The organism is Vibrio sp. M260118, from assembly GCF_036533755.1.
Lineage (GTDB): Bacteria > Pseudomonadota > Gammaproteobacteria > Enterobacterales > Vibrionaceae > Vibrio.
Genome location: NZ_JATABG010000013.1, coordinates 1 through 26,444, shown reverse-complemented (window position 1 = coordinate 26,444; position 26,444 = coordinate 1). Strand labels below are relative to the sequence as shown.

Genomic DNA, 26,444 nt, shown 5'->3' with positions numbered 1-26,444 from the left:
ACGTGGTACTGCTTCATATTGTTCGAAGTCTTGCGCCTTTGCTTGAGCAAAATGTTTTACAAAATTTAAATCTCTTACATCGCCGCGATGAAGTGGTAGAGAAAGTAAGTAAACATCGAGCCAATATTGTGGATGCAATCGTTTCTGGTCAGCCTGAAAAGGCGCGAGAGATGTCTCACTCACACTTGGCTTATATCGAAGAAACATTGTTGGATTTGACACGTGAAGAGTCTCGTCGAGAGCGTTCTTTGCGTCGAATTCAGCAAGGTAATGACTCTTAAGAGCGTTACTTAAAATAACAAGATCCAACCAACAGAAGGAAAGATCGCCATGTCTGATATGAAGCATGACGTAGACGCACTGGAAACTCAAGAATGGCTACAAGCCCTTGAGTCAGTTGTACGTGAAGAGGGTGTAGAACGTGCTCAGTTTCTACTAGAAACTGTTTTAGATAAAGCGCGTTTAGATGGCGTTGATATGCCAACAGGCATCACGACCAATTACATCAACACGATTCCTGCAGATCAAGAACCAGCTTACCCAGGTGACACAACTCTTGAGCGCCGTATTCGTTCCATCATCCGTTGGAACGCAATCATGATCGTTCTACGTGCATCTAAGAAAGACTTAGAGCTAGGCGGCCACATGGCGTCTTTCCAGTCTTCTGCTGCATTCTACGAAGTATGTTTCAACCACTTCTTCCGCGCTCCAAACGAGACGGACGGTGGCGATCTAGTATACTACCAAGGTCACATCTCACCAGGTATCTACTCTCGTGCATTCGTTGAAGGTCGTCTAACTGAAGAGCAGCTAGATAACTTCCGTCAAGAAGTAGATGGCAAAGGTATCCCGTCATACCCACACCCTAAACTAATGCCTGAGTTCTGGCAGTTCCCAACAGTTTCTATGGGTCTTGGTCCTATTTCTGCGATCTACCAAGCGCGTTTCCTTAAGTACCTAGACGGTCGTGGTATGAAAGATACGTCGGCTCAGCGTGTATACGCGTTCCTAGGTGACGGTGAGATGGATGAGCCAGAATCACGTGGTTCACTATCTTTCGCGGCGCGTGAGAAGCTAGACAACCTATGTTTCCTTGTTAACTGTAACCTACAGCGTCTAGATGGTCCTGTAATGGGTAACGGTAGCATCATCCAAGAGCTAGAAGGCCTATTCAAAGGTGCTGGCTGGAATGTTGTTAAAGTTATCTGGGGTAGCAACTGGGATGCACTACTTGCTAAAGATACGTCTGGCAAGCTTCTACAGCTAATGAACGAAACTGTAGATGGTGACTACCAAACATTTAAATCTAAAGACGGTGCTTACGTACGTGAACACTTCTTTGGTAAGTACCCAGAGACAGCTGCACTAGTAGCAGACATGACTGATGACGAAATCTTCGCACTTAAGCGTGGTGGTCACGAGTCTTCTAAGCTGTACGCAGCATACAAAAACGCGGCAGAAACTAAAGGTCGTCCAACAGTCATCCTAGCTAAGACTGTTAAAGGTTACGGCATGGGTGAAGCGGCTGAAGGTAAGAACATCGCGCACCAAGTTAAGAAGATGGACATGACTCACGTACTACACCTACGTGATCGTCTAGGTCTTCAAGACATCCTAACTGACGAAGCAGTGAAAGAACTTCCATACCTGAAGCTTGAAGAAGGCTCAGCGGAATACGAATACCTACACGCTCGTCGTAAAGCGCTGAAAGGTTACACGCCACAGCGTTTACCTAAGTTCACTCAAGAATTCAAAGTACCTGAGCTAGAAGAGTTTGCGCCGCTACTAAGTGAGCAAAAGCGTGATATCTCTACCACTATGGCTTACGTACGTACGCTTAACATCCTGCTTAAGAACAAGAACATTGGTAAGAACATCGTTCCTATCATCTGTGACGAAGCACGTACGTTCGGTATGGAAGGTCTATTCCGTCAGATTGGTATCTACAACCCGCACGGTCAGGAATACACTCCAGAAGATAAAGGCATTGTTTCTTACTACAAAGAAGCGACATCTGGTCAGGTTCTACAAGAAGGTATCAACGAGCTAGGCTCTATGGCATCTTGGGTTGCTGCTGCTACTTCTTACAGCACAAACGATCTGCCAATGATCCCATTCTACATCTACTACTCAATGTTTGGTTTCCAACGTGTTGGCGACATGGCGTGGATGGCTGGTGACCAACAAGCTCGTGGTTTCCTACTAGGTGCTACTGCTGGTCGTACAACGCTAAACGGTGAAGGTCTACAGCACGAAGATGGTCACTCGCACATCATGGCGAACACAGTACCTAACTGTATCTCTTACGATCCAACATTCGCTTACGAAGTTGCAGTTATCATGCAAGACGGTATCCGTCGCATGTACGGTGAGAACCAAGAGAACGTGTTCTACTACCTAACTGTGATGAACGAAAACTACGCAATGCCAGCAATGCCAGAAGGCGCTGAAGAAGGCATCCGTAAGGGTATCTACAAGCTTGAGTCTTACGCAGGTGACAAGTCTAAAGTTCAGCTAATGGGCTCTGGTACTATCATGAATGAAGTACGTAAAGCAGCAACTATCCTAAGCGAAGAGTACGGCATCGCATCAGACGTGTTCTCTGTAACATCGTTCAACGAGCTAACTCGTGACGGTCAAGACGCAGAGCGTTACAACATGCTTCACCCAGAAGCAGAAGCGAAAGTACCTTACATTGCACAAGTAATGGGTACTGAGCCAGCTATCGCAGCGACTGACTACATGAAGAACTACTCTGAGCAAGTTCGTGCGTTCATGCCTTCTGAGTCTTACAAAGTACTGGGTACAGATGGTTACGGCCGTTCTGATAGCCGTGAGAACCTACGTCGTCACTTCGAAGTTAACGCAGGCTACGTGGTAGTTGCAGCGCTAACTGAACTAGCTAAGCGTGGTGATGTTGAGAAGTCAGTAGTCACAGAAGCGATTGCTAAGTTCGACATCGACACTGAAAAAACTAACCCGCTATACGCTTAATTGAGAAGGTAAATAAGAAATGGCAATCGAAATTAATGTACCAGACATCGGTGCGGATGAGGTTGAAGTTACTGAAATTCTTGTAAGCGTTGGCGACAAGGTTGAAGAAGAGCAGTCTCTTATCACAGTTGAAGGCGATAAAGCTTCTATGGAAGTTCCTGCTTCTCAAGCGGGTATCGTTAAAGAAATCAAGGTTACGGAAGGTGACTCTGTTTCTACTGGTTCTCTAATCATGATTTTCGAAGCCGAGGGTGCAGCTGACGCTGCACCTGCTCCTGCGGCAGAAGCGGCTCCAGCAGCGGCTCCAGCTCCAGCAGCAGCGGCAGAGCTTAAAGAAGTTCACGTACCAGATATCGGTGGCGATGAAGTTGAAGTGACTGAAATCATGGTTGCAGTTGGCGACAGCATTGAAGAAGAGCAATCTCTTCTAACGGTTGAAGGCGACAAAGCTTCTATGGAAGTACCTGCACCATTTGCTGGTACGCTAAAAGAGATCAAAGTAGCAGCAGGCGATAAAGTTACGACTGGTTCGTTAATCATGACTTTCTCTGTAGAATCAGGCGAAGTAGCAGGCTCTGGCGCTCCAGCGGCACCTGCAGCAGAAGCTCCAGTGGCAGCGGCTCCATCAGCATCAGCAGCGAAAGAAGTGAACGTTCCTGATATCGGCGGTGACGAAGTTGAAGTAACTGAGATCATGGTTGCAGTTGGCGATACAGTGGAAGAAGAGCAATCTCTAATCACTGTTGAAGGCGACAAAGCGTCAATGGAAGTACCAGCACCATTTGCGGGCACGGTTAAAGAAATCAAGATTGCAGCAGGCGACAAAGTGTCGACTGGCTCGCTAATTATAGTCTTCGAAGTGGCGGGTGCAGCACCTGCTCCTGCAGCGGCTCCAACTCAAGCGGCGGCACCGGCAGCAGCTCCTAAAGCAGAAGCACCAGCGGCAGCCGCTCCAGCAACGACTGGCGATTTCCAAGAGAACAACGAGTACGCACACGCATCTCCAGTTGTTCGTCGTCTAGCGCGTGAGTTTGGCGTTAACCTTTCTAAGGTTAAAGGTACTGGTCGTAAGAGCCGTATCCTAAAAGAAGACGTACAGTCTTACGTTAAAGATGCGCTTAAGCGTCTTGAGTCTGGCGCAGGTGCAGCGGCATCTGGCAAAGGCGACGGCGCAGCTCTTGGTCTACTACCTTGGCCAAAAGTGGACTTCAGCAAGTTCGGCGAAACTGAAGTTCAGAAGCTTTCTAAGATCAAGAAGATCTCAGGCGCTAACCTGCACCGTAACTGGGTAATGATCCCTCACGTTACACAGTGGGATAATGCTGATATCACTGAGCTAGAAGCATTCCGTAAAGAGCAGAACGCTATCGAAGCGAAGAAAGACACTGGCATGAAGATCACTCCACTTGTGTTCATCATGAAAGCAGCAGCGAAAGCGCTAGAAGCCTTCCCAGCGTTCAACTCTTCTCTATCTGAAGATGGCGAAAGCATCATTCTGAAGAAATACGTGAACATCGGTATCGCAGTAGATACGCCTAACGGTCTAGTTGTTCCAGTATTTAAAGATGTGAACAAGAAAGGTATTTACGAGCTATCTGAAGAGCTAATGGCGATCTCTAAGAAAGCACGTGCTGGTAAGCTAACAGCTGGCGATATGCAGGGCGGTTGTTTCACAATCTCTAGCCTTGGTGGTATCGGTGGTACTGCGTTTACACCAATCGTAAATGCTCCAGAAGTTGGTATCCTAGGTGTGTCTAAGTCTGAAATGAAGCCTGTGTGGAACGGTAAAGAGTTCGAACCACGTCTACAGCTTCCACTATCTCTGTCATACGATCACCGTGTGATCGATGGTGCTGAAGGTGCACGATTCATTACGTTCTTGAATGCTGCGCTATCAGATATTCGTCGTCTAGTTCTTTAGTTAAAGATTGGATGATTTAGAGGCGGCATTAGAGCCGCCTCTACTACTAATAATTATCAGGCAATTTGTTTTCAGAGCTTAAATTATCTAGGTTTTTCTCAAACGAATTGTTGTCTAGCTCACAGGCTAAATTGATTTACTTTTCACACCATTAACATCTCTGTAAACTGTTAGCGGTCTGAATATAACTGTTTAAAACAAACTGACTTGAACATATAGAATCAATACCCACTCAGCCTGTTAGGGATAATGACTACAAGAGGTCAAAATGAGCAAAGAAATTAAAGCCCAAGTTGTAGTACTTGGTGCAGGTCCTGCTGGTTACTCTGCCGCTTTCCGTTGTGCAGACTTAGGTCTAGAAACGGTTCTTATCGAACGTTACAGCACTCTTGGTGGTGTGTGTCTAAACGTGGGTTGTATCCCATCTAAAGCACTCCTTCACGTATCAAAAGTTATCGAAGAAGCAAAAGCACTTGCTGAGCACGGTATCGTATTTGGTGAGCCACAAACTGATATCGACAAGATCCGTAAGTGGAAAGAGAAAGTAATCAACCAACTAACTGGCGGTCTTGGCGGAATGGCTAAGATGCGTAAAGTTAACGTGGTTAACGGTTTTGGTAAGTTCACTGGTCCTAACACGATCGAAGTGGAAGGCGAAGAAGGCAAAACGGTTGTTAACTTCGACAACGCGATCGTTGCAGCGGGTTCTCGCCCAATCAAACTGCCATTTATCCCACACGAAGACCCACGCATCTGGGATTCAACTGACGCTCTTGAGCTGAAAGAAGTTCCTGGCAAGCTGCTTATCATGGGTGGTGGTATCATCGGTCTAGAAATGGGTACGGTTTACCACTCTCTAGGTTCTCAAATCGACGTAGTTGAAATGTTCGACCAAGTTATCCCAGCTGCGGATAAAGATATCGTGAAAGTTTACACTAAGCGTATCAAGAACAAGTTCAACCTAATGCTAGAAACCAAAGTAACAGCTGTTGAAGCGAAAGAAGATGGTATCTACGTTTCAATGGAAGGCAAGAAAGCACCAGCAGAAGCTGAGCGCTACGATGCCGTTCTAGTTGCGATTGGCCGTGTACCGAATGGTCAGCTTATCGATGGTGAAAAAGCAGGTCTAGAAATCGACGAGCGCGGTTTCATTAACGTTGATAAGCAAATGCGTACTAACGTTCCTCACATCTTCGCGATCGGTGATATCGTTGGTCAACCAATGCTGGCACACAAAGGTGTGCATGAAGGTCACGTTGCAGCAGAAGTTATTGCTGGTAAGAAGCACTACTTCGATCCTAAAGTTATCCCTTCAATTGCTTACACTGAGCCAGAAGTGGCATGGGTTGGTAAGACTGAGAAAGAAGCGAAAGCGGAAGGCATCAACTACGAGACAGCAACATTCCCATGGGCTGCTTCAGGTCGTGCAATCGCTTCTGATTGTGCAGACGGTATGACTAAGCTTATCTTCGATAAAGAGACTCACCGTGTGATCGGTGGTGCTATCGTTGGTACTAACGGTGGTGAACTACTAGGTGAAATCGGTCTAGCAATCGAAATGGGTTGTGATGCTGAAGATATCGCTCTAACTATCCATGCTCACCCAACTCTACATGAGTCTGTTGGTCTAGCTGCGGAAGTGTTTGAAGGTACGATCACTGACCTACCTAACCCTAAAGCAAGAAAGAAAAAGTAATTTCTTCGCTCTAGCATTCGAAAGCCGCTGATTGTTCAGCGGCTTTTTAATATGCAGTACAAAATTGTATATATTGAGCGAACAAAAAAGGCAGATACCTAGGTATCTGCCTTTTGTTTTATGTCACCCGTGATTAGTGTTCACGTTTATAGATGCACAACATGTCCAAGTAGCTCTGAGTTAGCTTAGCAAGTGCTTCAGGGCTTTGCGCACGGTTTGCTTGCACGAACAGTGAGTAGCAGATTCCGTGGAACAAGGTTGCTAAGTCTGCTGGATCATGTTCATCACACACTTCGCCACGTTCAATCGCTTTGATGAACATGTTTTGTACCAATAACTGGTTGGTACGGTTAGTTGTGACAAACAGTGGCCAAACCTCATCACGCGTAGAAGCACTCCACTCGAACCAAACTTTAAGCCAGTGGCAATCGTTGACGACTAGGTCAACCATTGCAGAGGTAAGGTTCGTCAGGTTTTCCTTTGCATGTAGGTCTAGGTCTATGTTGTCTGATAGGAAGTTGGAGAACTGACGTACTACATAGTTCAGTACATCATCGACCAAGTCTTCACGGGTAGGGAAGTAGTTAAATACAGTAGCCACTGAAACTTGTGCAATTTCAGCGATGTCTGCGTGGCCACCTCGGCCGATACCACGACGAGCAAATACTTCAAGAGAGATCTCCATCAGCTGTTGCTTTCGTTTTTGTGGAGAAAGACGCGTGCGCGGTCTTTTAGCTATTGAGTCCATATCAATATCCTTGCCAATTGAGTTGTTATAGTGGGCTTTTGCCCTATTTAGTATTTTATTATTTTGCTTAAAGCATGATGAGTGTAATGGTGCATATCAATAAGGTCAACGTTTTCAGTACACTTTATAACCACAATTGTTAATATCCGTGCTGAATATCAAAACGTAACGGAGATTATTGCATTCTCCTGATTGACGCCCCTCTTTCCATGAAGCTCCGCAATCGTTAAACTATGCGCTCTAAAACATCAGCTAAAATGTATTGGTACATTATTAGTCAACGCGATAAACGAGATTGGTATGAAACATACAGTAGAAGTAATGATTTCTGAGCAAGAAGTTCAGGAGCGCGTACAGGAACTTGGTAAACAGATCACAGCTCACTATCAAGGGAGTGAAGATCTTGTCTTGGTAGGCTTGCTACGAGGTTCATTCGTATTTATGGCTGACCTGGCTCGTGCCATTGAGTTAACTCACCAAGTTGATTTCATGACCGCTTCTAGCTACGGCAATACAATGGAAAGCTCGCGTGATGTTCGTATCTTGAAAGATCTTGACGATGATATTAAGGGTAAAGATGTTCTGCTGGTTGAAGACATCATCGATACAGGTAACACTCTCAACAAGGTGAAAGAGATCTTGTCGCTACGAGAGCCTAAGTCGATTGAGATTTGTACTCTGCTAGACAAACCATCTCGCCGTGAGGTTCAGGTTGACGTTAAGTGGATTGGTTTTGAGATCCCAGATGAGTTCGTTGTTGGGGTTGGTATTGATTACGCACAGAAATACCGTCACTTACCATACATTGGTAAAGTAGTCCCTCAAGAGTAACTGGGTTAACACTCTCTAAACACTGGATGTAACAATGCCCGCTTCGGTAAAGCGGGCATTTTTGTCTCTCAATGGTGGTTTAGCGACACAAAAGTTTGTGTTCTGGGTTGAGGACACTCGCCATCGCGGTTTGATAGGCTGTGTCTACTTTATCGCCTGAATCTGAGCGAACGCCTAAATACTCGAGCTTTCCATCACCAATTCCGTACACCACGCCGTGAATCTCGATGTCTTGACCACGTTCCCAAGCGTTCTGCATGATGGTTGAGTTCGCTAAGTTGTAGACTTGTTCAACAACGTTAATCTCACCCAATTTATCAGCACGGTCTTCTTCTGGCATCGCTTCTAAGTAGGTGCGATGTTTAAAGTAAAGATCGCGAATGTGTAGCAACCAGTTGTTGATAAGGCCAAGTTGAGGGTTATCAATCGCTGCGTTGACACCACCACAACCATAGTGACCGCACACGATAATGTGTTTTACTTTAAGTACATCTACCGCATATTGCACAACGGAAAGACAGTTGAGGTCGGTATGGATGACTTGGTTGGCGACATTTCGATGAACGAACAGTTCACCAGAATACAACCCAGTTAATCGTTCAGCGGGGACTCGACTATCTGAACAACCAATCCACAGAAAGCCAGGATTCTGACCCTCTTCTAGCTTGGTAAAGTACTCTGGGCGTTCCGCTTTGATCGACGCTGACCATTTTGAGTTGTTCTCAAACAACTGTTTTATTTCTGGCATTCTATTCGCAACTCTTTAAAAAATACTTGCATCACTATACACAATGTTACAATTTGCTTCCCGTCAAAATTAGCTAAAACAGCACTCATCTGACGTCTTAAAGCGGTAAAAATCATAAACTTGGTTGTTATCCTAACTAATGGTTATAACCTATGAGCGATGAGATGGAATTAACGCTTATCTCTCTTGGTTAACATTTGTTAGAGTTATGATGTTGGTGGTATTTTGCAGCAATTTGGCTACATTTTTTCTGCTATTTAGCTACAAATTGAGGGCGGTATTTTTTTTGCCTCTTTCGCCAACCAGAATACCCTAAAACTAGTATGTTGTGATTATGCCCAGAGCTAGCGCTTTGATGATCAAAGTCAGTGGAGTGCGAGCAAATCTTGGCAGCTAGCATAGATAACATGGAGTAACGTTGTGTTTACTAGTCGTTTTGAAGACATGAATCTCAAAGGAGATTTATTTGGTGGTGTCACCACGGCTATTATCTCATTGCCCTTAGCGTTAGCTTTTGGTGTGGCCTCTGGTGCCGGAGCTGAAGCGGGTTTATGGGGCGCGATCATGGTCGGCTTGTTCGCCGCTCTGTTTGGGGGCTCAAATACGCTTATTTCAGAGCCTACCGGTCCTATGACGGTTATTATGACCGCCGTTCTTACGAGTATGATGGCTAAGTACCCTGAAACAGGGATGGCAATGACCTTCACCGTGGTGATGATGGCGGGTGCATTTCAGGTTTTGCTCGGAACACTTAAACTAGGAAAATATGTTACTTTGATGCCATATAGCGTGATCTCCGGCTTTATGTCGGGAATAGGCGTCATTTTAATTATCTTGCAGATCTCTCCGTTACTCGGGCAAGCGGCACCTTCAGGTGGTGTAACAGGTACCTTGTCAGCAATTCCAGACATCCTCGCAAATATGAAATTTAGTGAGTTGTTTTTAGGGCTTATGACGCTAGGTATTCTGTTCTTTTTCCCTAAACAGTATCGTCGTTACGTGCCTGCCCAATTGGTTGCATTGGTCGCGGTGACTCTACTGTCTGTGATTCTATTTGATACTGACTCGATTCGCCGCATTGGTGAAATTCCTGCGGGATTACCGTCACTTGTTATTCCGCATATCGATCCAGCTATGTTCACCGAGATGGTGATTGATGCATTAGTACTTGGCACGCTAGGTTGTATCGATACCTTGCTGACTGCCGTTATTGGTGACTCTTTGACACGTAAAGAGCATGACTCCGATAAAGAACTACGCGGTCAGGGTTTGGCGAACATGATTTCTGGATTGTTCGGTGCACTGCCTGGCGCCGGGGCAACAATGGGAACCGTGACAAACATTCAGGTTGGGGCTCGCTCACCATTGTCTGGTGTGGTTCGTGCTCTAATGCTCGCGTTGGTCGTTCTGGTTGCAGGTGGGTTAACCGAACCGATCCCAATGGCAGTACTTGCCGGTATTGCGGTCTACGTTGGTTTCAATATTCTTGACTGGAGCTTTATCCAGCGCGCACACCGAGTCAGCTTTGCTGGTATGGCGGTGATGTACGGGGTGATGCTATTGACGGTATTTGTTGACTTAATTGTCGCCGTTGGTCTTGGGGTGTTTATCTCGAACATCATTATTATCGAGCGTTTGAGTCGTGAACAGGAGCGTCAGGTAAAAGCGATAAGTGACGCCGATGACGATGATGTCCCCTTGTCGGATAGTGAACGTGGTCTGCTTGATATGGCCAATGGCAAAGTACTGTTCTTCTACCTTTCGGGTCCGATGATTTTTAGTGTCTCTAAAGCGATTTCTCGTCAGCACACCAGTATCGCAGATTATGAGGTGATGATTCTCGATTTGACTGATGTGCCGATGATCGACGTAACGGTAGGTCTGGCGTTAGAAAACGCGATTAAAGATGCTAAGGACGCTAACTGCCAAGTTTACTTACTGTGTCCGAACGATAAAACACGCCAGCAGTTAGAGAAGTTTCATGTTCTTGACTTGGTACCACAAAGCAATACTTTTAAGTTCCGCTATGAGGCACTTAAAGCGGCGATAAAACATGTTGACGGTGATGCGCCGCAAACTCAAATGGTTTCAGACCACTAGCCCATACTTGGTCCCCAAATACCCTGACAGTATTTCACTAAGCCATTGAATCCAACTTCAATGGCTTTCTTATCTTTTTATTTCCAATTTATTCGAAAGGTTTAATTGTAATCATCGTCATTCAACGATAAACTCGTGCTCAATAGGATGAGTAATGGCAATATAATTTATGTATGCACTCGAAATTGAGCAGCTTCGAAAAACCTATGCTGGTGGTTTTGAAGCGCTAAAAGGTATCAGTTTGAACGTTGAGAAAGGCGATTTTTATGCACTTCTTGGCCCAAACGGTGCGGGTAAATCGACCACTATCGGAGTGATCTCTTCGTTGGTGAATAAGACATCTGGTCAGGTAAAGGTGTTCGGGTATGACATCGATAAAGACCTTGAACTGGCTAAGCAAAATCTCGGCTTAGTACCTCAAGAGTTCAACTTCAATCAGTTTGAAACGGTCGAGCAAATTGTTCTACAGCAAGCGGGCTACTATGGAGTGCCTAAGAACGTTGCAAAGGAAAGGGCTGAAAAGTACCTAACTAAGCTCGATCTGTGGGAGAAGCGCAGCGAGCGTGCACGAAACCTATCTGGTGGTATGAAGCGCCGCTTGATGATCGCGCGTGCCTTGATGCATGAGCCGCAACTGTTGATCCTTGATGAACCCACCGCTGGGGTGGACATTGAGCTGCGTCGTTCGATGTGGCAGTTCCTAAAGGAAATTAATGCACAGCAAGGCATTACTATCATTTTGACCACTCATTACCTTGAAGAAGCAGAGATGCTGTGCCGTAACATCGGCATCATCAACAAAGGCGAGTTGATTGAAAATACCACGATGAAGAACTTGCTCGGAAAGCTCAGTGTGGAAACCTTCATTCTCGATCTTGAAGAAGGTTGCCCAGAGCCTATTCTGTCTGGGGTGAACAGTCAAACGTTCAGCAATGGTTCTTTAGAAATCGAAATTGATAAGAGTCAGGGGCTGAATGATATTTTTGTTCAACTGACCAATCAGGGCGTGAAGGTGTTGTCGATGCGCAATAAAGCCAATCGATTAGAAGAGCTGTTTGTGAGTATTGTTCGTGAAGAGGGTAAGTAACATGTACCAGATGTATTGGGTTGCCTTTCGCAGCTTACTAGGAAAAGAGGTGACGCGTTTCACTCGAATTTGGGTACAAACGCTTGTACCGCCAGCGATCACGATGACACTCTATTTCATAATTTTTGGCAGTTTGATTGGTTCCCGAATTGGTCAAATGAATGGCTTTAGCTACATGGAGTACATTGTCCCAGGGTTGATCATGATGTCAGTGATCACCAACTCTTACTCTAACGTCGCGTCGTCGTTCTTCAGTGCAAAGCTACAAAAAAACATTGAAGAGTTACTCGTCGCACCGGTACCAAACTATGTGATCATTGCCGGCTATGTGATGGGTGGAGTTACTCGTGGCCTACTGGTTGGCACCATTGTGACTTTTGTTTCTCTCCTGTTTGTCGATCTACAAGTCGAGCATTGGGGGGTGATTATTGCCACGGTGTTTATGACATCGGTCGTTTTTGCTTTAGGTGGACTTATCAATGCCGTATACGCAAAAACATTTGATGATATTTCGATTATTCCAACCTTTGTATTGACGCCCCTTACCTATCTTGGTGGGGTCTTTTATTCCATCAGTTTGTTGCCGGAGTTTTGGCAGGGAGTCTCAAAGATAAACCCTATCGTGTATATGGTGAATGCGTTCCGCTATGGCTTCCTAGGTGTGTCTGATGTGGGTATTGTGACTTCGTTTAGCGTGCTTGGCGTGTTTGTCGTTGCTCTGTATTCGGTAGCCCACTACTTAGTGACCCGTGGGATTGGTTTGCGTAGTTAGGAGAGCGGGAACGGGCTTCGCCCTTCGAGAGTTATTCGCTCCTGAATCCCAGATCCATAGCGAAGCGTTCCTAAATAAAAAGGGTTGGCACTAAGTGCCAACCCTTAAAACTATTCTCGCTTCTCGCTTCTCGCTATTCAGCGCTTTCTGAAGGTGCTTGCGTCTCATCTTCTTTCGTTTCAACTGCCATCTCAACCACTTGGTTATCGATTAGGCGAGCTTTGCCCAAGAATGCAGACATTAGGATGACCACTTGAGTGGTATCTTCTGTCACTGCTTGTAGAGTACGAGAATCGCGAATGAAGATTTCGTCAGGTTGTAGGCCTGCGGCACGTAGTTGATCGCTTGCATCTTCAATGACTGAAGCGTAGTCATCACGGCCACCGCGAATAGCGCTGCTAATCCAACGCATGGTGCGCGCTAGAACCGGTGCGCGTTGACGCTCATCGATGGTTAGTAGACCGTTGCGCGAACTCATGGCTAAGCCATCCATCTCACGTACGGTTGGTACGCCAACGATTTCGATGTCTAGCGCCAAATCTTCCGTCATTTTGCGGATAACGGCCAGTTGCTGGAAGTCTTTCTCACCAAAGCAAGCAACGTCAGGTTGAACGATGTTGAATAGCTTGGTGACTACGGTAGCCACACCACGGAAGTGGCCTGGGCGAGAGGCGCCTTCAAGGATATTAGATAGTCCTGGCACTTCTACAGAGCTTTGATTTTCTACGCCGTTCGGGTAAATGATCTCTGGCGTTGGTGTGAAGACAATTTCAACGTTTTCAGCACTTAGTTTGCTTAGATCATCTTCTAAAGTACGTGGGTAGTTGTTTAAATCGTCAGCACGATCAAACTGCATTGGGTTAACAAAGATGCTAACCACCACGACATCGGCATTTTCACGTGCTTTCCGCACTAATGTCAGGTGACCTTCGTGCAGGTTGCCCATTGTAGGAACAAATGCGACTTTACGACCATCACGTTTGAACTGTTTGATTTGCTCTCTAAGAGCAGCAATCTCAGCAAAAGTTTCCATGTTCAAATCCTTACGCGATTGTATGTGCTTCGTCTGGGAAGGCACCACTTTCTACATCTTGCTTGTATTTTGCGACTGCTTTACGCATGTCACCTGTCTCAGCAAGGAAGTTTTTCGAGAATTTTGGCATGTAGTTCGCTGCAATTCCAAACATATCGTGCATAACTAGGATTTGACCATCGGTAACATTACCAGCACCAATGCCGATCACTGGTACGTCACATTTTTCAGTGATTCGTGCTGCCAGCTCTTGTGGTACACACTCAAGTAGAATGATCTGTGCGCCAGCTTCTTGTAGTGCCAATGCATCACGAACCATACGGTCTGCTTTATCTTGCTCACGACCTTGAACTTTAAAGCCACCAAAGATGTTGACCGATTGTGGTGTTAAGCCTAAGTGAGCACAGACAGGGACCGCACGCTCTGTAAGCATTTTCACTGTGTCGACTAGCCAGTCGCCACCTTCAATTTTTACCATGTTCGCGCCAGCACGCATTAGGGTTGCAGCGTTCTCACACGCTTGCTCTGGCGTCGCGTAGCTCATAAATGGCATATCAGCCATTAGTAGACAATTCGGGCTACCAGAGCGCACACAGCGCGTGTGGTAAGCCATATCTTCAATTGTCACTGGCAAAGTCGACGACTCACCCTGAAGAACCATACCTAGTGAATCACCAACAAGCAGTACAGGCATCTCTTGGCTTTCGAACAGTTGAGCAAAGCTCGCGTCGTAAGCGGTTGAGGTTGCGAACTTACGCCCTTCTTGCTTCCATTGCATTAGGTCATTGATAGAAATTTTTTTCATGATTTTTCCTTACAGGAGTTGGCTATGATTGCCAAATACGCAGACCATTTTGCTCAACGACGTTAAGCAAGTCTTCCAGTCTGGTCCCACATGGGAGGGTTAAATTTGGTGCGATTTCTGCGAGCGGGTAGAGCACAAACTCACGTTGCTTCATTCCGTAGTGCGGAACGACTAGACGCTCGGAATCAATCACCTCATTGCCATAAAGAATAATATCTAGATCTAGGGTTCTTGGGCCCCAACGTTCTTCTTTACGGACACGCCCTTGTTCTAGCTCAATTGCTTGGGTGCAATCGAGCAGTTCAAGCGGCGTTAATTCGGTTTTTACTTCCACGACGGCATTGATGTAGTCCGGCTGGTTTTGCGGGCCCATCGGTGTACTGCTGTACAGCGATGAACTAACGACGAACTCAGACTTAGGGAGCTGTTTTAATGCATCAATAGCCGCGTTGGCTTGTGAGACAGGATCATTAAGATTGCTGCCTACTGCGATGTACACCGTGTTCATGACGATGCCTTAGGTTTCTTCTTGCGGTAGTTCTTACGGCGGCGCTGTTTAGGCTGTCCTTCCATTGAAGACTCAAGGTCTGCAACCATAGCTTGGCGCATATTGCGTCCTGCGTTTTGGAAGGTTTCCCACCATTTGGCAAGTAATTGAGTATCACCTTGCTCGACTTCACCGCGCATCTCTAGGAAATCGAAACCTGCGCGGAATTTGTTTAACTCCATTAGACGGAACGCGCGTTTTCCGTTACGACGTGGCATGCGCAATTGTAGCTGCCAAATCTCACGAATCGTAGCGGTATGACGGCGAGGGATGGCAATAGTACGAACTTGATCGTCCAGTACGTAATTACTCGCTTCCATGATGGCGTCATAGTATGCGAGGTTTCGCTTCTCCATCAGCTGCTTAGCTTTTTCTTGCAGTGGGTACCACAACATAGCAGCAAACATAAACGCTGGGTTAATGCGTTTGCCTTCTTCAATGCGCTGGTCGGTCGAGTCTAGAACAAGGTCTAGCATCTGCTCTGTTTGCGAAGAGTAATCTTCAGTGAAAAACTCAGCGATTGTTGGGAACAGCTGTTGGAATAGGTTGTACTCACGCATCAGGTGGTAAGTCTCTAAACCATGACCTGATTGCAGCATCTTTAATGACTCTTCATAAAGACGCGCAGCTGGGATGTCTTGCAGTAAGGTAGCAAGCTCTTCTATTGGCTCCGCGGTGTCTTCTTCGATGTCGAAGTCGAGTTTTACTGCAAAACGAATTGCGCGCAGCATACGTACCGGGTCTTCACGGTAGCGGGTTTCTGGATCGCCAAGTAAGCGAATGAGCTTATCTTCTAAATCCTCGATACCACCTGCGTAATCGTGAATCGAGTAGTCACCAATGTTGTAGTACATCGCGTTGACGGTAAAGTCGCGGCGCTCAGCATCTTCATCAATCGTGCCATAAACGTTATCTCTTAGTAGCATGCCTTCTTTAGACTGCTGAGAAACGTTTTTACTTGGTTCTTGGTGGTGGCCTCGGAATGTTGCCACTTCAATGATGTCGCGGCCAAACATTATATGGGCGAGGCGGAATCGACGACCAATCAAACGGCAGTTTTTAAATAACTGCCTGATCTGTTCTGGAGTGGCGTTGGTTGCTATGTCGAAGTCTTTTGGCGCTTGACCAAGCAGTAAATCGCGGACGCCGCCGCCAACAAGATATGCGTCGAAGCCTGCACCATGAAGACGGTATAGCACCTTCAATGCATTATCACTGATCTTTTTGCGCGAGATATTATGCTCTTGGCGAGTAACAATATTTAATGCGAGCTCAGTAAAAGCTGGCGCTTCGCTTGGTGTATAGTCGTTTTTATTCATGTGCATTTGGCAATAATTGGTCAAACCAATCTTGCTTGAGTTTAGTTTCTTAGGCCCACAAGGGGCGAATTTGCGGCTAATAATAGCTTACAGCGAGCAGTTTGAGAATATTGGTGTGATCTCAGTGGTTGAAGGCAACTGAGCAACATGCCAATTCTGTACGCCCCATCGAATGATCTCTTCGATGTCCGCTTGGTAGATTTCTTTTTTAATATCAAACCCTAAGAACTGCATCGCGTCGAGTAATGCAGGTCTTGGGTCGGCGTTATCAATTGCTTGTGCGTGGTTCTGTTTGGACAGCTTATGACCATTATTATCAAGAGCTAACGGCAGATGTAAATACTCAATTGGACTCTTTCCTAGCATTTGATACAAACTGATCTGGCGACCTGTCGGTTCAATTAAGTCTGCGCCTCTCACCACTTCAGTAATTCCTTGGTCAATGTCGTCCAATACTACGGCAAGATTATAAGCAAATAACCCATCGCGACGTTTTATAATAAAATCTTCATCTGCCAATGAAGAAGGGATGGTTAACGTACCATTGCGCTTGTCTTCAAATTCATAGACGGGCTTTGTCATTCGTAGACGAATTGCACATTGCTCTGCGTGGCTTAGCCCAAGGTCACGGCATGTACCTGTGTAGTAGCCGCCGAGTGCTTTGATCTGTTTGCGCGTACATTGGCAGTAGTAGGCTTGCCCTGTCGTAAGCCAACGTTCAATTTGCTCTTGATACAAATCGTGCCTTTGGCTCTGGTAAACCACCTCTCCATCCCAATGTAAATGGTACGCTTCTAAAGTTTGTAAGATCAAACTCGCAGCCCCTGGCATTTCACGCGGTGGGTCTAGGTCTTCAATTCTCACTAGCCATTGACCTTGCTGAGCCTTGGCTTGGAAATAGCTGCCTAGGGCGGCGATCAAGGAGCCAAAATGCAAGGGGCCAGATGGAGATGGGGCAAAGCGGCCGATATAACTCATAGTTTTTTTGCATCATTTAACAAAACAAAAAGGGAGCATAAGCTCCCTTCAATCGTCAGTGCAATGGTTTCATTAACCTTGCATTTGCTTCTCTTTGATTTCTGCAAGTGTCTTACAGTCAATACAAAGGTCTGCAGTTGGTCGAGCTTCAAGGCGACGAATGCCAATCTCGACGCCACAAGATTCACAGAAACCAAAATCGTCTTCTTCAATCTTGTTTAGTGTTTTTTCGATCTTCTTAATCAGTCGACGTTCACGGTCGCGGTTGCGAAGTTCTAAGCTGAACTCTTCCTCTTGAGATGCACGGTCAACGGGATCTGGGAAATTGGCTGCTTCGTCCTGCATATGGTGTACAGTGCGATCAACTTCTTCCCTGAGCTGGTTGCGCCACGCTGATAGAATTTTTGTAAAATGAGCCATTTGCTCAGGTGACATGTACTCTTCACCTGCTTTCTCTTGGTATGGCTCAACCCCTGCAATGGCTAGGATGCCTAGCGCTTTTTTCTTTGAGTCTGGCATGCAGCATCTCCTACTAACACCTAGTCAACTGCGCTCGCAGTTTTTTATAAGGCGGGTATCTATAGCAAAAAGAATCTATGGAGGCAAATACTTGAGACTAAACTTAACGTCATTGTGAAGGTTCCGTCACTTTTGACTATTTATGGCTAAAATCTAGCGACTTAACCAGCTTAATCTCGCGGCTTGAAAGCTCCGCTTTGTAGCACAGCACTTCCACTCCTTGTTCTTGAGCAATTTTCAGTAATTCTGAATATTTGGCGTCTATATGGAGTGCTGGAGCGACTTTTTCAATCCCTGAGTGTAAAACAGTGAACAAAAGTACTGCTCTGCTTCCAGTTTGCGCCATTTCTGTGAGCTCTCGCAGATGCTTTTGACCTCGCGTGGTCACGGCATCAGGGAAATACCCTTGGCCTTGCTCTTCCTCATCTAATAAGGTGACGCTTTTTACCTCTATATAGCATTTTGGTTTATTTTCTGAATTGAGCAAGATATCAATTCGGCTATTTTCATTGCCATATCTTACTTCTGTTTGAAGTTGCTCGTATCCTTGCAGCTCTTCAATCACGCCAGCCTCGATAGCTTCGACCGCAAGTTGATTCGCTCGGGCAGTATTGACGCAGATGTGATGTCCGTGACTTGTTTCCGCTAGTTCCCAGCTATTGGGGTACTTTCTTTTTGGGTTACCTGAGGTTGAATACCACACTCTGTTGCCCGGTGTCGCACAGCCTGTCATCGCTCCAGTGTTGGCGCAGTGAATGGTGCGCTCGTTGCCGTCGGGTAGAGTAATGTCGGCAAGAAAGCGTTTATAGCGTTTTATCAGTTGGCCTGATTCTAAAGCGGGTTCGAACTTCATTTAGCACTGTTTTTATGTACAATAGTTGCCACTATTACAGCACAAGGTTTACCCATTGTCACAACTGCATATTGAAGGCGTGATGCCAGAGCTTATTTCTGGTGTTCGCACTCGCTCTCAATTGATTCTTAAAGCCGCCCCCGGTGCGGGCAAGTCGACCTTTTTCCCACTGCAATTGATTAAGCAGCAAGTGGTGCAGGGAAAGATCATTATGCTTGAGCCAAGACGACTCGCCGCACGTAACATTGCTCGTTATCTGGCTCAGCAGTTGGGAGAGAACGTTGGTCAGCGCATCGGCTATCGAGTTCGTGGCGACAACAAAACCAGTCAGCACACTCAACTAGAAGTGGTGACTGAAGGGATTCTCACAAGAATGATTCAGAATGATCCTGAACTTAACGGTGTCGATCTGATCATCTTTGATGAGTTTCATGAGCGCAGTATTCACGCTGATACAGCTCTGGCGTTCTGCCTTGAGATCCAAGAGGCACTGCGTGATGATCTTAAGCTGGTGGTGATGTCAGCGACGTTAGATCAGCAAGCACTGTCTCGTTTGATGCCTGAAGCGGACTATGTTGAATCGCAGGGGCGCAGTTACCCTGTTGAGCATCGCTATCTGCCTGCAAAACCTAATCAGCGCTTGGAAGATCAAATGGCTAAGCAGATTAGCACCTTGATGGAAACGGAGTCGGGTTCGCTATTAGCATTTCTTCCTGGTGTGGCTGCGATTAAGCGCGTAGAAGAGCGATTGAAGCATCTCGCTAGTGATATTAAAGTTTGTCCTCTCTATGGTCAGTTGGATTTCTCTCAACAGCAAGCGGCGATACAGCCTGCTCAGGCCGGCCAGCGTAAAGTGGTGTTAGCGACCAATATTGCTGAAACCTCTTTGACGATTGAAGGGATTCGCTTGGTGGTCGACTCTGGCTACGAGCGCGTTGTTAAGTTTGATTTAAAAAGTGGTGTTACTCGCTTAGAGCAGACTCGAATCGCCCAATCTTCGGCTGAGCAGAGAGCGGGGCGTGCTGGACGTATTGAGCCGGGAATCTGCGTTCGCCTATACTCGGAAGGGCAACTAGCACAGCAGCCATATGTGCCAGTACCTGAGATTCTCCACTCGGATCTGTCGAACCTAGTATTGGAGTTAACTCAGTGGGGCGCGAACAGCCCGCAAGATCTCACTTGGGTTGATGTTCCGCCAACGAGCGCTATTCAACAAGCGAAAGGGCTGCTGTGTCAGTTAGGCTTGTTAGACGAGAAGGGACAGTTAACGGAAGCTGGTCAGTTAGCCTCGCAGCTAGGTTTAGAGCCGAGATCATGTGCGATGTTGGCCAAAGCACAACATTCACTAGAGACTGCGGCAGTAATCATCGCTTTGCTTGAAGAACCAGAGCGAAGCACGCTTGATTTTATGTATAGTGTCCATCGGCTCAAGCTAGGTAAACACAGTAAACAGAAACTAGTGGTTGAGAGAGCCAAAGCTATTGCGAGAAGAGTGAAAACTGATTTCTGTTTAACTAAAGTTGATGAGTCGCAAGTTGCCCCGTTGATAGCGATGGCTTTTCCCGATCGTATTGCTCAAGCTCGTACAAATCATCTCGGTCGTTTTTTGCTTGCCAATGGGCATGGAGTCATGGTGCAAGACAGTGAAAAACTTGCCGCCAGTGAATACCTAGTGGTGATTGATCTTATGCGCAGCCACTCTGAGTCATCCAACGTTTTTTCTGCGCTAGAGCTCGATATCCATGAGTTGCAACAACAGTCACCGGAGCTGTTTATCGAGCAAGAGATTGTTGACTGGGATGAGCAAAAAGGGCGCCTTATAGCTGAACGTCAGAGTAGAATTGACCGTTTAGTTATCGAGAGAAAAGCGTTACCGGAACCGCCGCGCGAAAAAATGACTCAAGCTTTACTTAGTTTCGTTCAACGTAAAGGACTTTCAGTATTAAACTGGACTCCGCAGGCAGTAGAACTGCTAGAGAGAATGCGTTGTGGCCAAGATTGGTTGCCAGAACAACCATGGCCTGAGCTATCTGAAAGTGGCTTATTGGGCAATCTTGAAGCTTGGCTTGAGCCCTATTTAGTTGGCATTGGCTCGGCAAAAGCGTTAACTAAAGTGGATTTAGAGGCAGCACTGTTGGCCTATTTAGGTTGGCCTCTCAATCAGGAGATCGACAAGTGGCTACCGACCCATTATCAAGTTCCAACCGGGAGCCGAAAGAAAATTCGTTATCAACAGGGGCAAGAGCCTGTGTTGTCTGTGCGAATGCAAGAAGTGTTTGGTGAGCAAGCGTCACCAGAAATCGCACTTGGTAGAAAGCGTTTAGTGATGGAGCTACTCTCTCCGGCGCAAAGGCCGCTTCAAGTGACGAGAGATCTTGCCAGTTTTTGGAGTGGAGCCTACAAAGAAGTGCAAAAAGAGATGAAAGGTCGATACCCAAAACACGTATGGCCAGATGACCCTGCTACTCATGTAGCAACAACAAAAACCAAGCGACAACTTAACTCATGACCAAGAGAAAAACTTCAACCACTGCTAAAAGTTCACCGAAAAAGCCGGTGCGTAAACGCAGTAGTAAATCACCAAAGCGCAGTGCAAAGAAAAAGCCGCAGCGGTCATGGCTAAAAGCGATTTGGAGCTTGAGTTGGAAGCTTGGCCTTGCAGGCTTGGCTGTGCTATTGGTGGTGGGAATTTACCTCGATACATTGGTCAAACAGCGTTTTGAGGGCCAACTGTTTGACTTGCCTACCGTTGTTTATGCGCGCATTTTAAACTTAGCACCTGGTGATTCGATCACGATTCAAGAAGTGCGCAATGAGCTAGATGTGCTCAACTATCGTAAGGTGCGTCAGCCGCGTTACCCTGGTGAGTACTCCTCTTCTTCAACAAAGATTGAATTGATTCGTCGCCCATTCGAGTTTAGCGATGGCCCTGAGCCTGATCGTCATGTGATGCTTCACTTCTCTTCAGCTAGCCTTGATCGCATTCAGTCCTTAGAGCAACAGGGTGATCTTGGCTATTTGCGGGTGGAGCCTAAAATGCTAGGCATGCTCGAAAAGAACCAAGATGAGCAACGACTGTTCGTTAAGCGTGAACAGTTCCCAGAAGTGATGGTCGATGCTCTACTGGTGACTGAAGACCGTGACTTTTATCAGCATGATGGTGTTTCGCCATTTGCGATTATTCGCGCCTTGGTGGCAAACGTCAAAGCGGGTCGAACGGTACAAGGGGGGAGCACCCTAACTCAGCAATTGGCGAAAAATATCTTTTTGTCCAGTGACCGCACTTTATGGCGCAAGATCCGCGAAGCTTATATCGCGTTAATCTTAGATTACCGTTACAGCAAAGATCGTATTCTAGAGGCCTACCTTAATGAGGTTTACCTAGGACAGAGTCGTGGCCAGGCGATCCACGGGTTTGGCTTAGCCGCGAGGCTCTATTTTGGTCAGCCAATCCAAGAGCTGCGAATTGATCAACTGGCTCTGTTAGTCGGCATGGTTAAAGGGCCTTCTTATTACAACCCGGTGCGTTACCCTGAGCGAGCGAAACAGCGTCGTGATTTGGTGCTGCGTTTGATGATGCAGCACGATATTTTGACGGCCCGTGAATATGACATGGCAGCGAGCCGACCATTAGATATTCAAGATAATCCTCAGATTGCGAGCCGTCAGCCTGCCTACTTCCAGCAGTTGAAAATCGAACTTAAGGATAAAGTCGGTGAAGCATTCCAATCTGATGTGGGGTTGAAAGTCTTCACCTCTTTAGACCCCGTATCTCAGCATGAGCTTGAAAAAGCGATTGCAAAGAAGATCCCACAGCTTGCCTCAGTGGCAGGGAAGTCGTTAGAAGGTGCGGCGGTCGCGGTCGATCGCCATAGTGGTGAAATTCGCGCTATGGTCGGTGGTAAACGAACGGGGTATGACGGTTTTAACCGAGCGCTCAATGCTAGCCGTCAAATCGGTTCTTTGGCAAAGCCTGCAGTTTACCTAACTGCTTTGGAACAGCCCGATAAATATAACCTTGCCACTACTTTGCATGATAAGCCGATAAGCCTGAAGGGCAGTAAAGGTAATGTTTGGTCGCCGCGCAACTACGATCGTCAGTTTCGCGGAGATGTCCCGCTTTACACTGCTCTGGCGAAATCTCTCAATGTGCCAACAGTGGAGCTCGGTATGCAGGTTGGGATCCCGAATGTGGTTAAAACACTAGAGAATCTCGGGGTCGACAAAAGTGAAATCCGTCCTGTGCCATCGATGTTTTTAGGCTCGTTTACTCTAACACCATTTCAGGTCGCTCAGATGTACCAAACCTTGACCAATTCGGGCAAGCAAGCGAGGTTGTCGGCTCTGCGCTCGGTGATCGATCTGGATGGAAATGTGCTTTATCAATCCTTACCAAAGGTTTCGCAGACCGTTGATCAGCAAGCGGCATGGCTGACAACCTACGCAATGAAGCGTGGGGTAATGGAAGGCACAGGCCGTTACCTTAATAACCAGTTCGCTTGGGCAGCGCTGGCAGGTAAAACTGGAACCAGTAATGACACTCGCGACAGTTGGTTTGTTGGTGTTGATGGTCGAGAGGTTACGACCATCTGGCTTGGTCGGGATGACAATAAACCGACCAAACTGACTGGTTCAAGTGGTGCGTTACGTGTCTACGCGGAATATCTTAATCACCGTATTCCTGAGAAGCTGACTCTACCTTGGCCAAAAGGAATTACTACTTTAGGCTTTGCTCAAAGCGCTCAGGGTGGGCTAGATATCGACTGCTCGAATGATTTTAAATTGCCTGTTTGGGACTCAAGCGGTGAGCTGAGAAAACAGTGTGATAATCAACCTAAGCAATGGATAAAAAAACTATTTAGTTGGTAGCAGTCATTGTGTTGAATATTAGAGCTTTACGATATCTGGGACAGCCAGTATAAACATGGCATAAGTGTTAGAAAGGAACGCACATTGTGAGAAAGTTCATTAGCTTGCTAATTTGTGTTGTCGGAAGTGTTTCATTTGGCGTTGTTGCTCAGTCAGAGGCTGTGCACGGTGAGCGACCTAAGGTTGCGCTGGTACTCGCTGGCGGTGGTGCGAAAGGAGCAGCCCATGTCGGCGTATTAAAAGCGCTCGAAGAGATGAAAGTACCGGTTGATATTATTACTGGCACTAGCATGGGCTCTTACTTTGGTGGTCTGTATGCGACCGGTATGAGCGCAGATGAAATTCAAGCTTTCATTGGTACCGTTGATTGGAATAGCGGTTATCGAGATCGAGTCAGTCGTAGTCAACGCAAAGTACAAGATAAAGAGTACGAGGACAGGTATCAACTGACTACAGATCTCGGCCTGAGTTGGGGAGAAGTTCGTGGTAAACGAGGGATTGTGCAAGGCCAGGGGATGCTCAAACTGTTGCGTGAGACTGCAGGTAATTTACCTCCTTTCGAATCTTTTGATGAGCTTGCGATTCCTTATCGCTCTATCGCGACCGATATTATCGAATTAGAACCAGTCGTGATCGGTGAGGGCTATTTAGTTGATGCCATGATGGCGAGTATGTCGGTTCCAGGCGCATTGCCGCCTTATAATCTTGATGGAAGATTACTGGTCGATAGTGGTGTGACTAATAATATGCCCGTTGACGTCGCAAGGAACCTTGGTGCAGACATCGTAATTGCGGTTGATATTAGTACAGCTTACAAAGGCGAGGAAGACTTTACCAACTTGTTTACCGTTGCAGATCAGCTATCTAATTATTTAGTGAGGAACACCACTAATCAGCAGGCAGAACTTCTTACAGAAAATGACCTCTATCTTTATCCCGAAGTTGGGGAGATGGAAACGACTGAATTCGACAAGATGCCGGAGGCCTATGACAAGGGCTATCAGGTCGCCATGGAAAATAGAGAGCAGTTAAGCAAACTTAGCCTCAGTTCAGCAGACTACCAAGATTATATTGACCAGAAAGAGGAAGCGCGACGTCGACTTCGCTATGGCGATGAAATTATCGTTCAGCAGTTGCAAGTTAATAACAATACTCACTATGCTGATGAGCTATTGGTCAAGCGTTTAAATTTAGCTGCGGGCAATCAGTATAGCTTGGAGCAGGTAGAGGAAAGTGTTCAAGATCTCTATGCACTTGATCGCTTTGAGTTGGTGACCTATCGCTATGATGTAGTCGATAGACAAGATACTCTTGTCGTTGATGTCAACGAGAAGTCGTGGGGACCTAACTATGTTAACTTCCGCTTCTTTATCGAAGATGACTTTAGCACCGATAGTCAGTACTCGATTGGCGTGTCGGCCAACTTCACGGATCTCAATGATTATGGAGCCGAACTAAGAACTAACTTTGAGTTCGGCACCGATAAGCTGTTTGAAGCTCAGCTTTATTCGCCCTTCTTTTCCAGTCAGAAGAGTTTTACCACTTTTGGCATTTCGTATAGCAATGAAAAACGCAACGCCCCTATAACTGGGTTTGATGACACAACCTTGTCTGCAACCAAGAACTACCTTCCGGTTAATTTTGAAGAGGCCAAAGCAGAATGGGCGATTGGCTATCAGGATTCGCTTTGGCGACGTTTCAAAATTGGTGCACGCTATATTGATGGGGAAGGGGAGTTTTCTACTCTGCCATCCTACGGCGATGTCTCCTTTACTCGTTTAGGTGTGTTTGCCAACTATCGTATTGATACTCTCGATAACTACAGTTTACCTCGCGAGGGTATTTATCTTGATCTTGATTATTTGATTTCTCATGACAAAGCGGATGGAGACTATACTCTATTTGATGAGGGCATAACGGAAGACACGTCATATGAACTCGGTGCCAAATTGATCGCTGCACACTCGTTTGATCGCCATACTTTGGTCGCAAATGCGGACTTGGGTTTCGTATACAATAAAAACTCTTCCATCCCTATCGATCCAAAAGAAATTGGCGGATTCTTAAATTTATCAGGTATTCCGCGCAATAGCTTGATTGGCCAAAATAAGGCCTTTACTAGCTTAATATATCGCTATCGCTGGTTTGATAATGACTTTGGCTTATTCACCTCGCCTTTTTACGTAGGGGCATCGCTAGAGTATGGAGGAGTCTGGTCAGACCCAGATCTAGATATCGGAGAGGCACCTCTATATACTGCAGGCTCGGTGTTTGCTGGGGTTGACTCACCTATCGGGCCTGTAATGTTTGGCTATGGCCGTACTGAGCAGGGCTTTGATTCTGTATACCTGATTATAGGCACTGCGTTTAAGTAAAATTTACCTCAATGAACACCGTTGTATCCCATTCTCACTGGGTGGGATATTGGTGAATTTAGTGTGAAAAATCATAGAACTTTAGTCTTAAGTTGCTATGTTGGTCAAAATGATGAGATTTTAATTTAACGTTAAATTTGCTATTCTACTGCCCACAGTTTGGCCTCTCTGGCACTGTTTATCAGTCAGCATTGAATGAAAAATATGGCAAGGAGAGCCAAGTTTCCAAGGATGTTCACTCCCTTATTC

General features: G+C 46.2%; 19 protein-coding genes and 1 pseudogene. 11 read left to right on the top strand and 9 right to left on the bottom strand.

Annotated elements, in window-relative coordinates:
- The 4 genes and pseudogenes from QTO00_RS01985 to lpdA all read left to right on the top strand — a co-directional run.
- Positions 1–281, top strand: a pseudogene (locus QTO00_RS01985) (GntR family transcriptional regulator); the annotation flags it as partial.
- Between the two features lie 49 nt (positions 282–330).
- Positions 331–2,994: a pyruvate dehydrogenase (acetyl-transferring), homodimeric type gene (aceE, locus tag QTO00_RS01980; protein ID WP_331422639.1), complete on the top strand. Its 2,664-nt coding sequence runs from the start codon at positions 331–333 to the stop codon at positions 2,992–2,994.
- 19 nt (positions 2,995–3,013) lie between these two features.
- The gene (aceF, locus tag QTO00_RS01975; protein WP_331422638.1) at positions 3,014–4,915 is read left to right on the top strand and encodes a pyruvate dehydrogenase complex dihydrolipoyllysine-residue acetyltransferase; all 1,902 of its coding nucleotides are present in this window, start codon (positions 3,014–3,016) and stop codon (positions 4,913–4,915) included.
- A 268-nt stretch (positions 4,916–5,183) separates the two neighbouring features.
- Complete coding sequence (lpdA, locus tag QTO00_RS01970) at positions 5,184–6,611, top strand: dihydrolipoyl dehydrogenase (RefSeq protein WP_008073224.1); 1,428 nt, start codon at positions 5,184–5,186, stop codon at positions 6,609–6,611.
- 133 nt (positions 6,612–6,744) lie between these two features.
- Here lpdA and QTO00_RS01965 read toward each other — a convergent pair whose 3' ends face one another.
- Positions 6,745–7,359, bottom strand: a complete 615-nt coding sequence (locus QTO00_RS01965) for a LuxR/HapR/OpaR family quorum-sensing transcriptional regulator (protein ID WP_008073225.1) — start codon at positions 7,357–7,359, stop codon at positions 6,745–6,747.
- Between the two features lie 300 nt (positions 7,360–7,659).
- Between QTO00_RS01965 and hpt the strand changes: the two genes are divergently transcribed.
- Entirely contained in the window at positions 7,660–8,190 is a 531-nt protein-coding gene (gene hpt / locus QTO00_RS01960; RefSeq protein ID WP_008073226.1) for a hypoxanthine phosphoribosyltransferase, read from the top strand.
- 79 nt (positions 8,191–8,269) lie between these two features.
- On the opposite strand, the gene can is transcribed toward hpt, so the two are convergent.
- On the bottom strand, positions 8,270–8,938 hold the full coding sequence (gene can / locus QTO00_RS01955) for a carbonate dehydratase (RefSeq protein ID WP_331422636.1): 669 nt from the start codon (positions 8,936–8,938) through the stop codon (positions 8,270–8,272).
- 420 nt (positions 8,939–9,358) lie between these two features.
- Between can and QTO00_RS01950 the strand changes: the two genes are divergently transcribed.
- From QTO00_RS01950 to QTO00_RS01940, 3 genes are all read left to right on the top strand, one after another.
- Positions 9,359–11,038: a SulP family inorganic anion transporter gene (locus QTO00_RS01950; RefSeq protein WP_331422635.1), complete on the top strand. Its 1,680-nt coding sequence runs from the start codon at positions 9,359–9,361 to the stop codon at positions 11,036–11,038.
- Positions 11,039–11,207: 169 nt separating this feature from the next.
- Entirely contained in the window at positions 11,208–12,125 is a 918-nt protein-coding gene (locus tag QTO00_RS01945) for an ABC transporter ATP-binding protein (RefSeq protein WP_331422633.1), read from the top strand.
- 1 nt (position 12,126) lies between these two features.
- A complete protein-coding gene (locus QTO00_RS01940; protein WP_331422632.1) occupies positions 12,127–12,897 on the top strand; it encodes an ABC transporter permease in 771 nt (256 codons plus the stop codon).
- Positions 12,898–13,030: 133 nt separating this feature from the next.
- On the opposite strand, the gene panC is transcribed toward QTO00_RS01940, so the two are convergent.
- The 7 genes from panC to sfsA all read right to left on the bottom strand — a co-directional run bounded on the left by panC (position 13,031) and on the right by sfsA (position 18,951).
- Complete coding sequence (panC, locus tag QTO00_RS01935; protein ID WP_331422631.1) at positions 13,031–13,930, bottom strand: pantoate--beta-alanine ligase; 900 nt, start codon at positions 13,928–13,930, stop codon at positions 13,031–13,033.
- A gap of 10 nt (positions 13,931–13,940) precedes the next feature.
- Positions 13,941–14,735 (bottom strand): 3-methyl-2-oxobutanoate hydroxymethyltransferase, encoded by a 795-nt coding sequence (gene panB, locus QTO00_RS01930; RefSeq protein WP_038206229.1) that lies wholly within the window; start codon positions 14,733–14,735, stop codon positions 13,941–13,943.
- Positions 14,736–14,757: 22 nt separating this feature from the next.
- Positions 14,758–15,243 carry a 2-amino-4-hydroxy-6-hydroxymethyldihydropteridine diphosphokinase gene (folK, locus tag QTO00_RS01925; RefSeq protein WP_331422630.1) on the bottom strand — a complete coding sequence of 162 codons (486 nt, stop codon included), beginning with the start codon at positions 15,241–15,243 and terminating at the stop codon, positions 14,758–14,760.
- Complete coding sequence (gene pcnB, locus QTO00_RS01920) at positions 15,240–16,607, bottom strand: polynucleotide adenylyltransferase PcnB (protein ID WP_331422629.1); 1,368 nt, start codon at positions 16,605–16,607, stop codon at positions 15,240–15,242. The genes folK and pcnB overlap by 4 nt, the downstream gene beginning before the upstream one ends.
- Positions 16,608–16,688: 81 nt before the next feature.
- On the bottom strand, positions 16,689–17,579 hold the full coding sequence (gluQRS, locus tag QTO00_RS01915; RefSeq protein ID WP_331422628.1) for a tRNA glutamyl-Q(34) synthetase GluQRS: 891 nt from the start codon (positions 17,577–17,579) through the stop codon (positions 16,689–16,691).
- Between the two features lie 72 nt (positions 17,580–17,651).
- Positions 17,652–18,098: an RNA polymerase-binding protein DksA gene (dksA, locus tag QTO00_RS01910; RefSeq protein WP_038206235.1), complete on the bottom strand. Its 447-nt coding sequence runs from the start codon at positions 18,096–18,098 to the stop codon at positions 17,652–17,654.
- Positions 18,099–18,234: 136 nt separating this feature from the next.
- The gene (gene sfsA, locus QTO00_RS01905; RefSeq protein WP_331422626.1) at positions 18,235–18,951 is read right to left on the bottom strand and encodes a DNA/RNA nuclease SfsA; all 717 of its coding nucleotides are present in this window, start codon (positions 18,949–18,951) and stop codon (positions 18,235–18,237) included.
- A 55-nt stretch (positions 18,952–19,006) separates the two neighbouring features.
- On the opposite strand from sfsA, the gene hrpB reads away from it, so the two are divergent.
- The 3 genes from hrpB to QTO00_RS01890 all read left to right on the top strand — a co-directional run bounded on the left by hrpB (position 19,007) and on the right by QTO00_RS01890 (position 26,195).
- Positions 19,007–21,460 carry an ATP-dependent helicase HrpB gene (gene hrpB, locus QTO00_RS01900; RefSeq protein ID WP_331422625.1) on the top strand — a complete coding sequence of 818 codons (2,454 nt, stop codon included), beginning with the start codon at positions 19,007–19,009 and terminating at the stop codon, positions 21,458–21,460.
- Complete coding sequence (mrcB, locus tag QTO00_RS01895; RefSeq protein WP_331422624.1) at positions 21,457–23,820, top strand: penicillin-binding protein 1B; 2,364 nt, start codon at positions 21,457–21,459, stop codon at positions 23,818–23,820. The genes hrpB and mrcB overlap by 4 nt, the downstream gene beginning before the upstream one ends.
- An 86-nt stretch (positions 23,821–23,906) precedes the next feature.
- Complete coding sequence (locus QTO00_RS01890) at positions 23,907–26,195, top strand: patatin-like phospholipase family protein (protein WP_443088888.1); 2,289 nt, start codon at positions 23,907–23,909, stop codon at positions 26,193–26,195.
- Positions 26,196–26,444 lie beyond the last annotated feature (249 nt).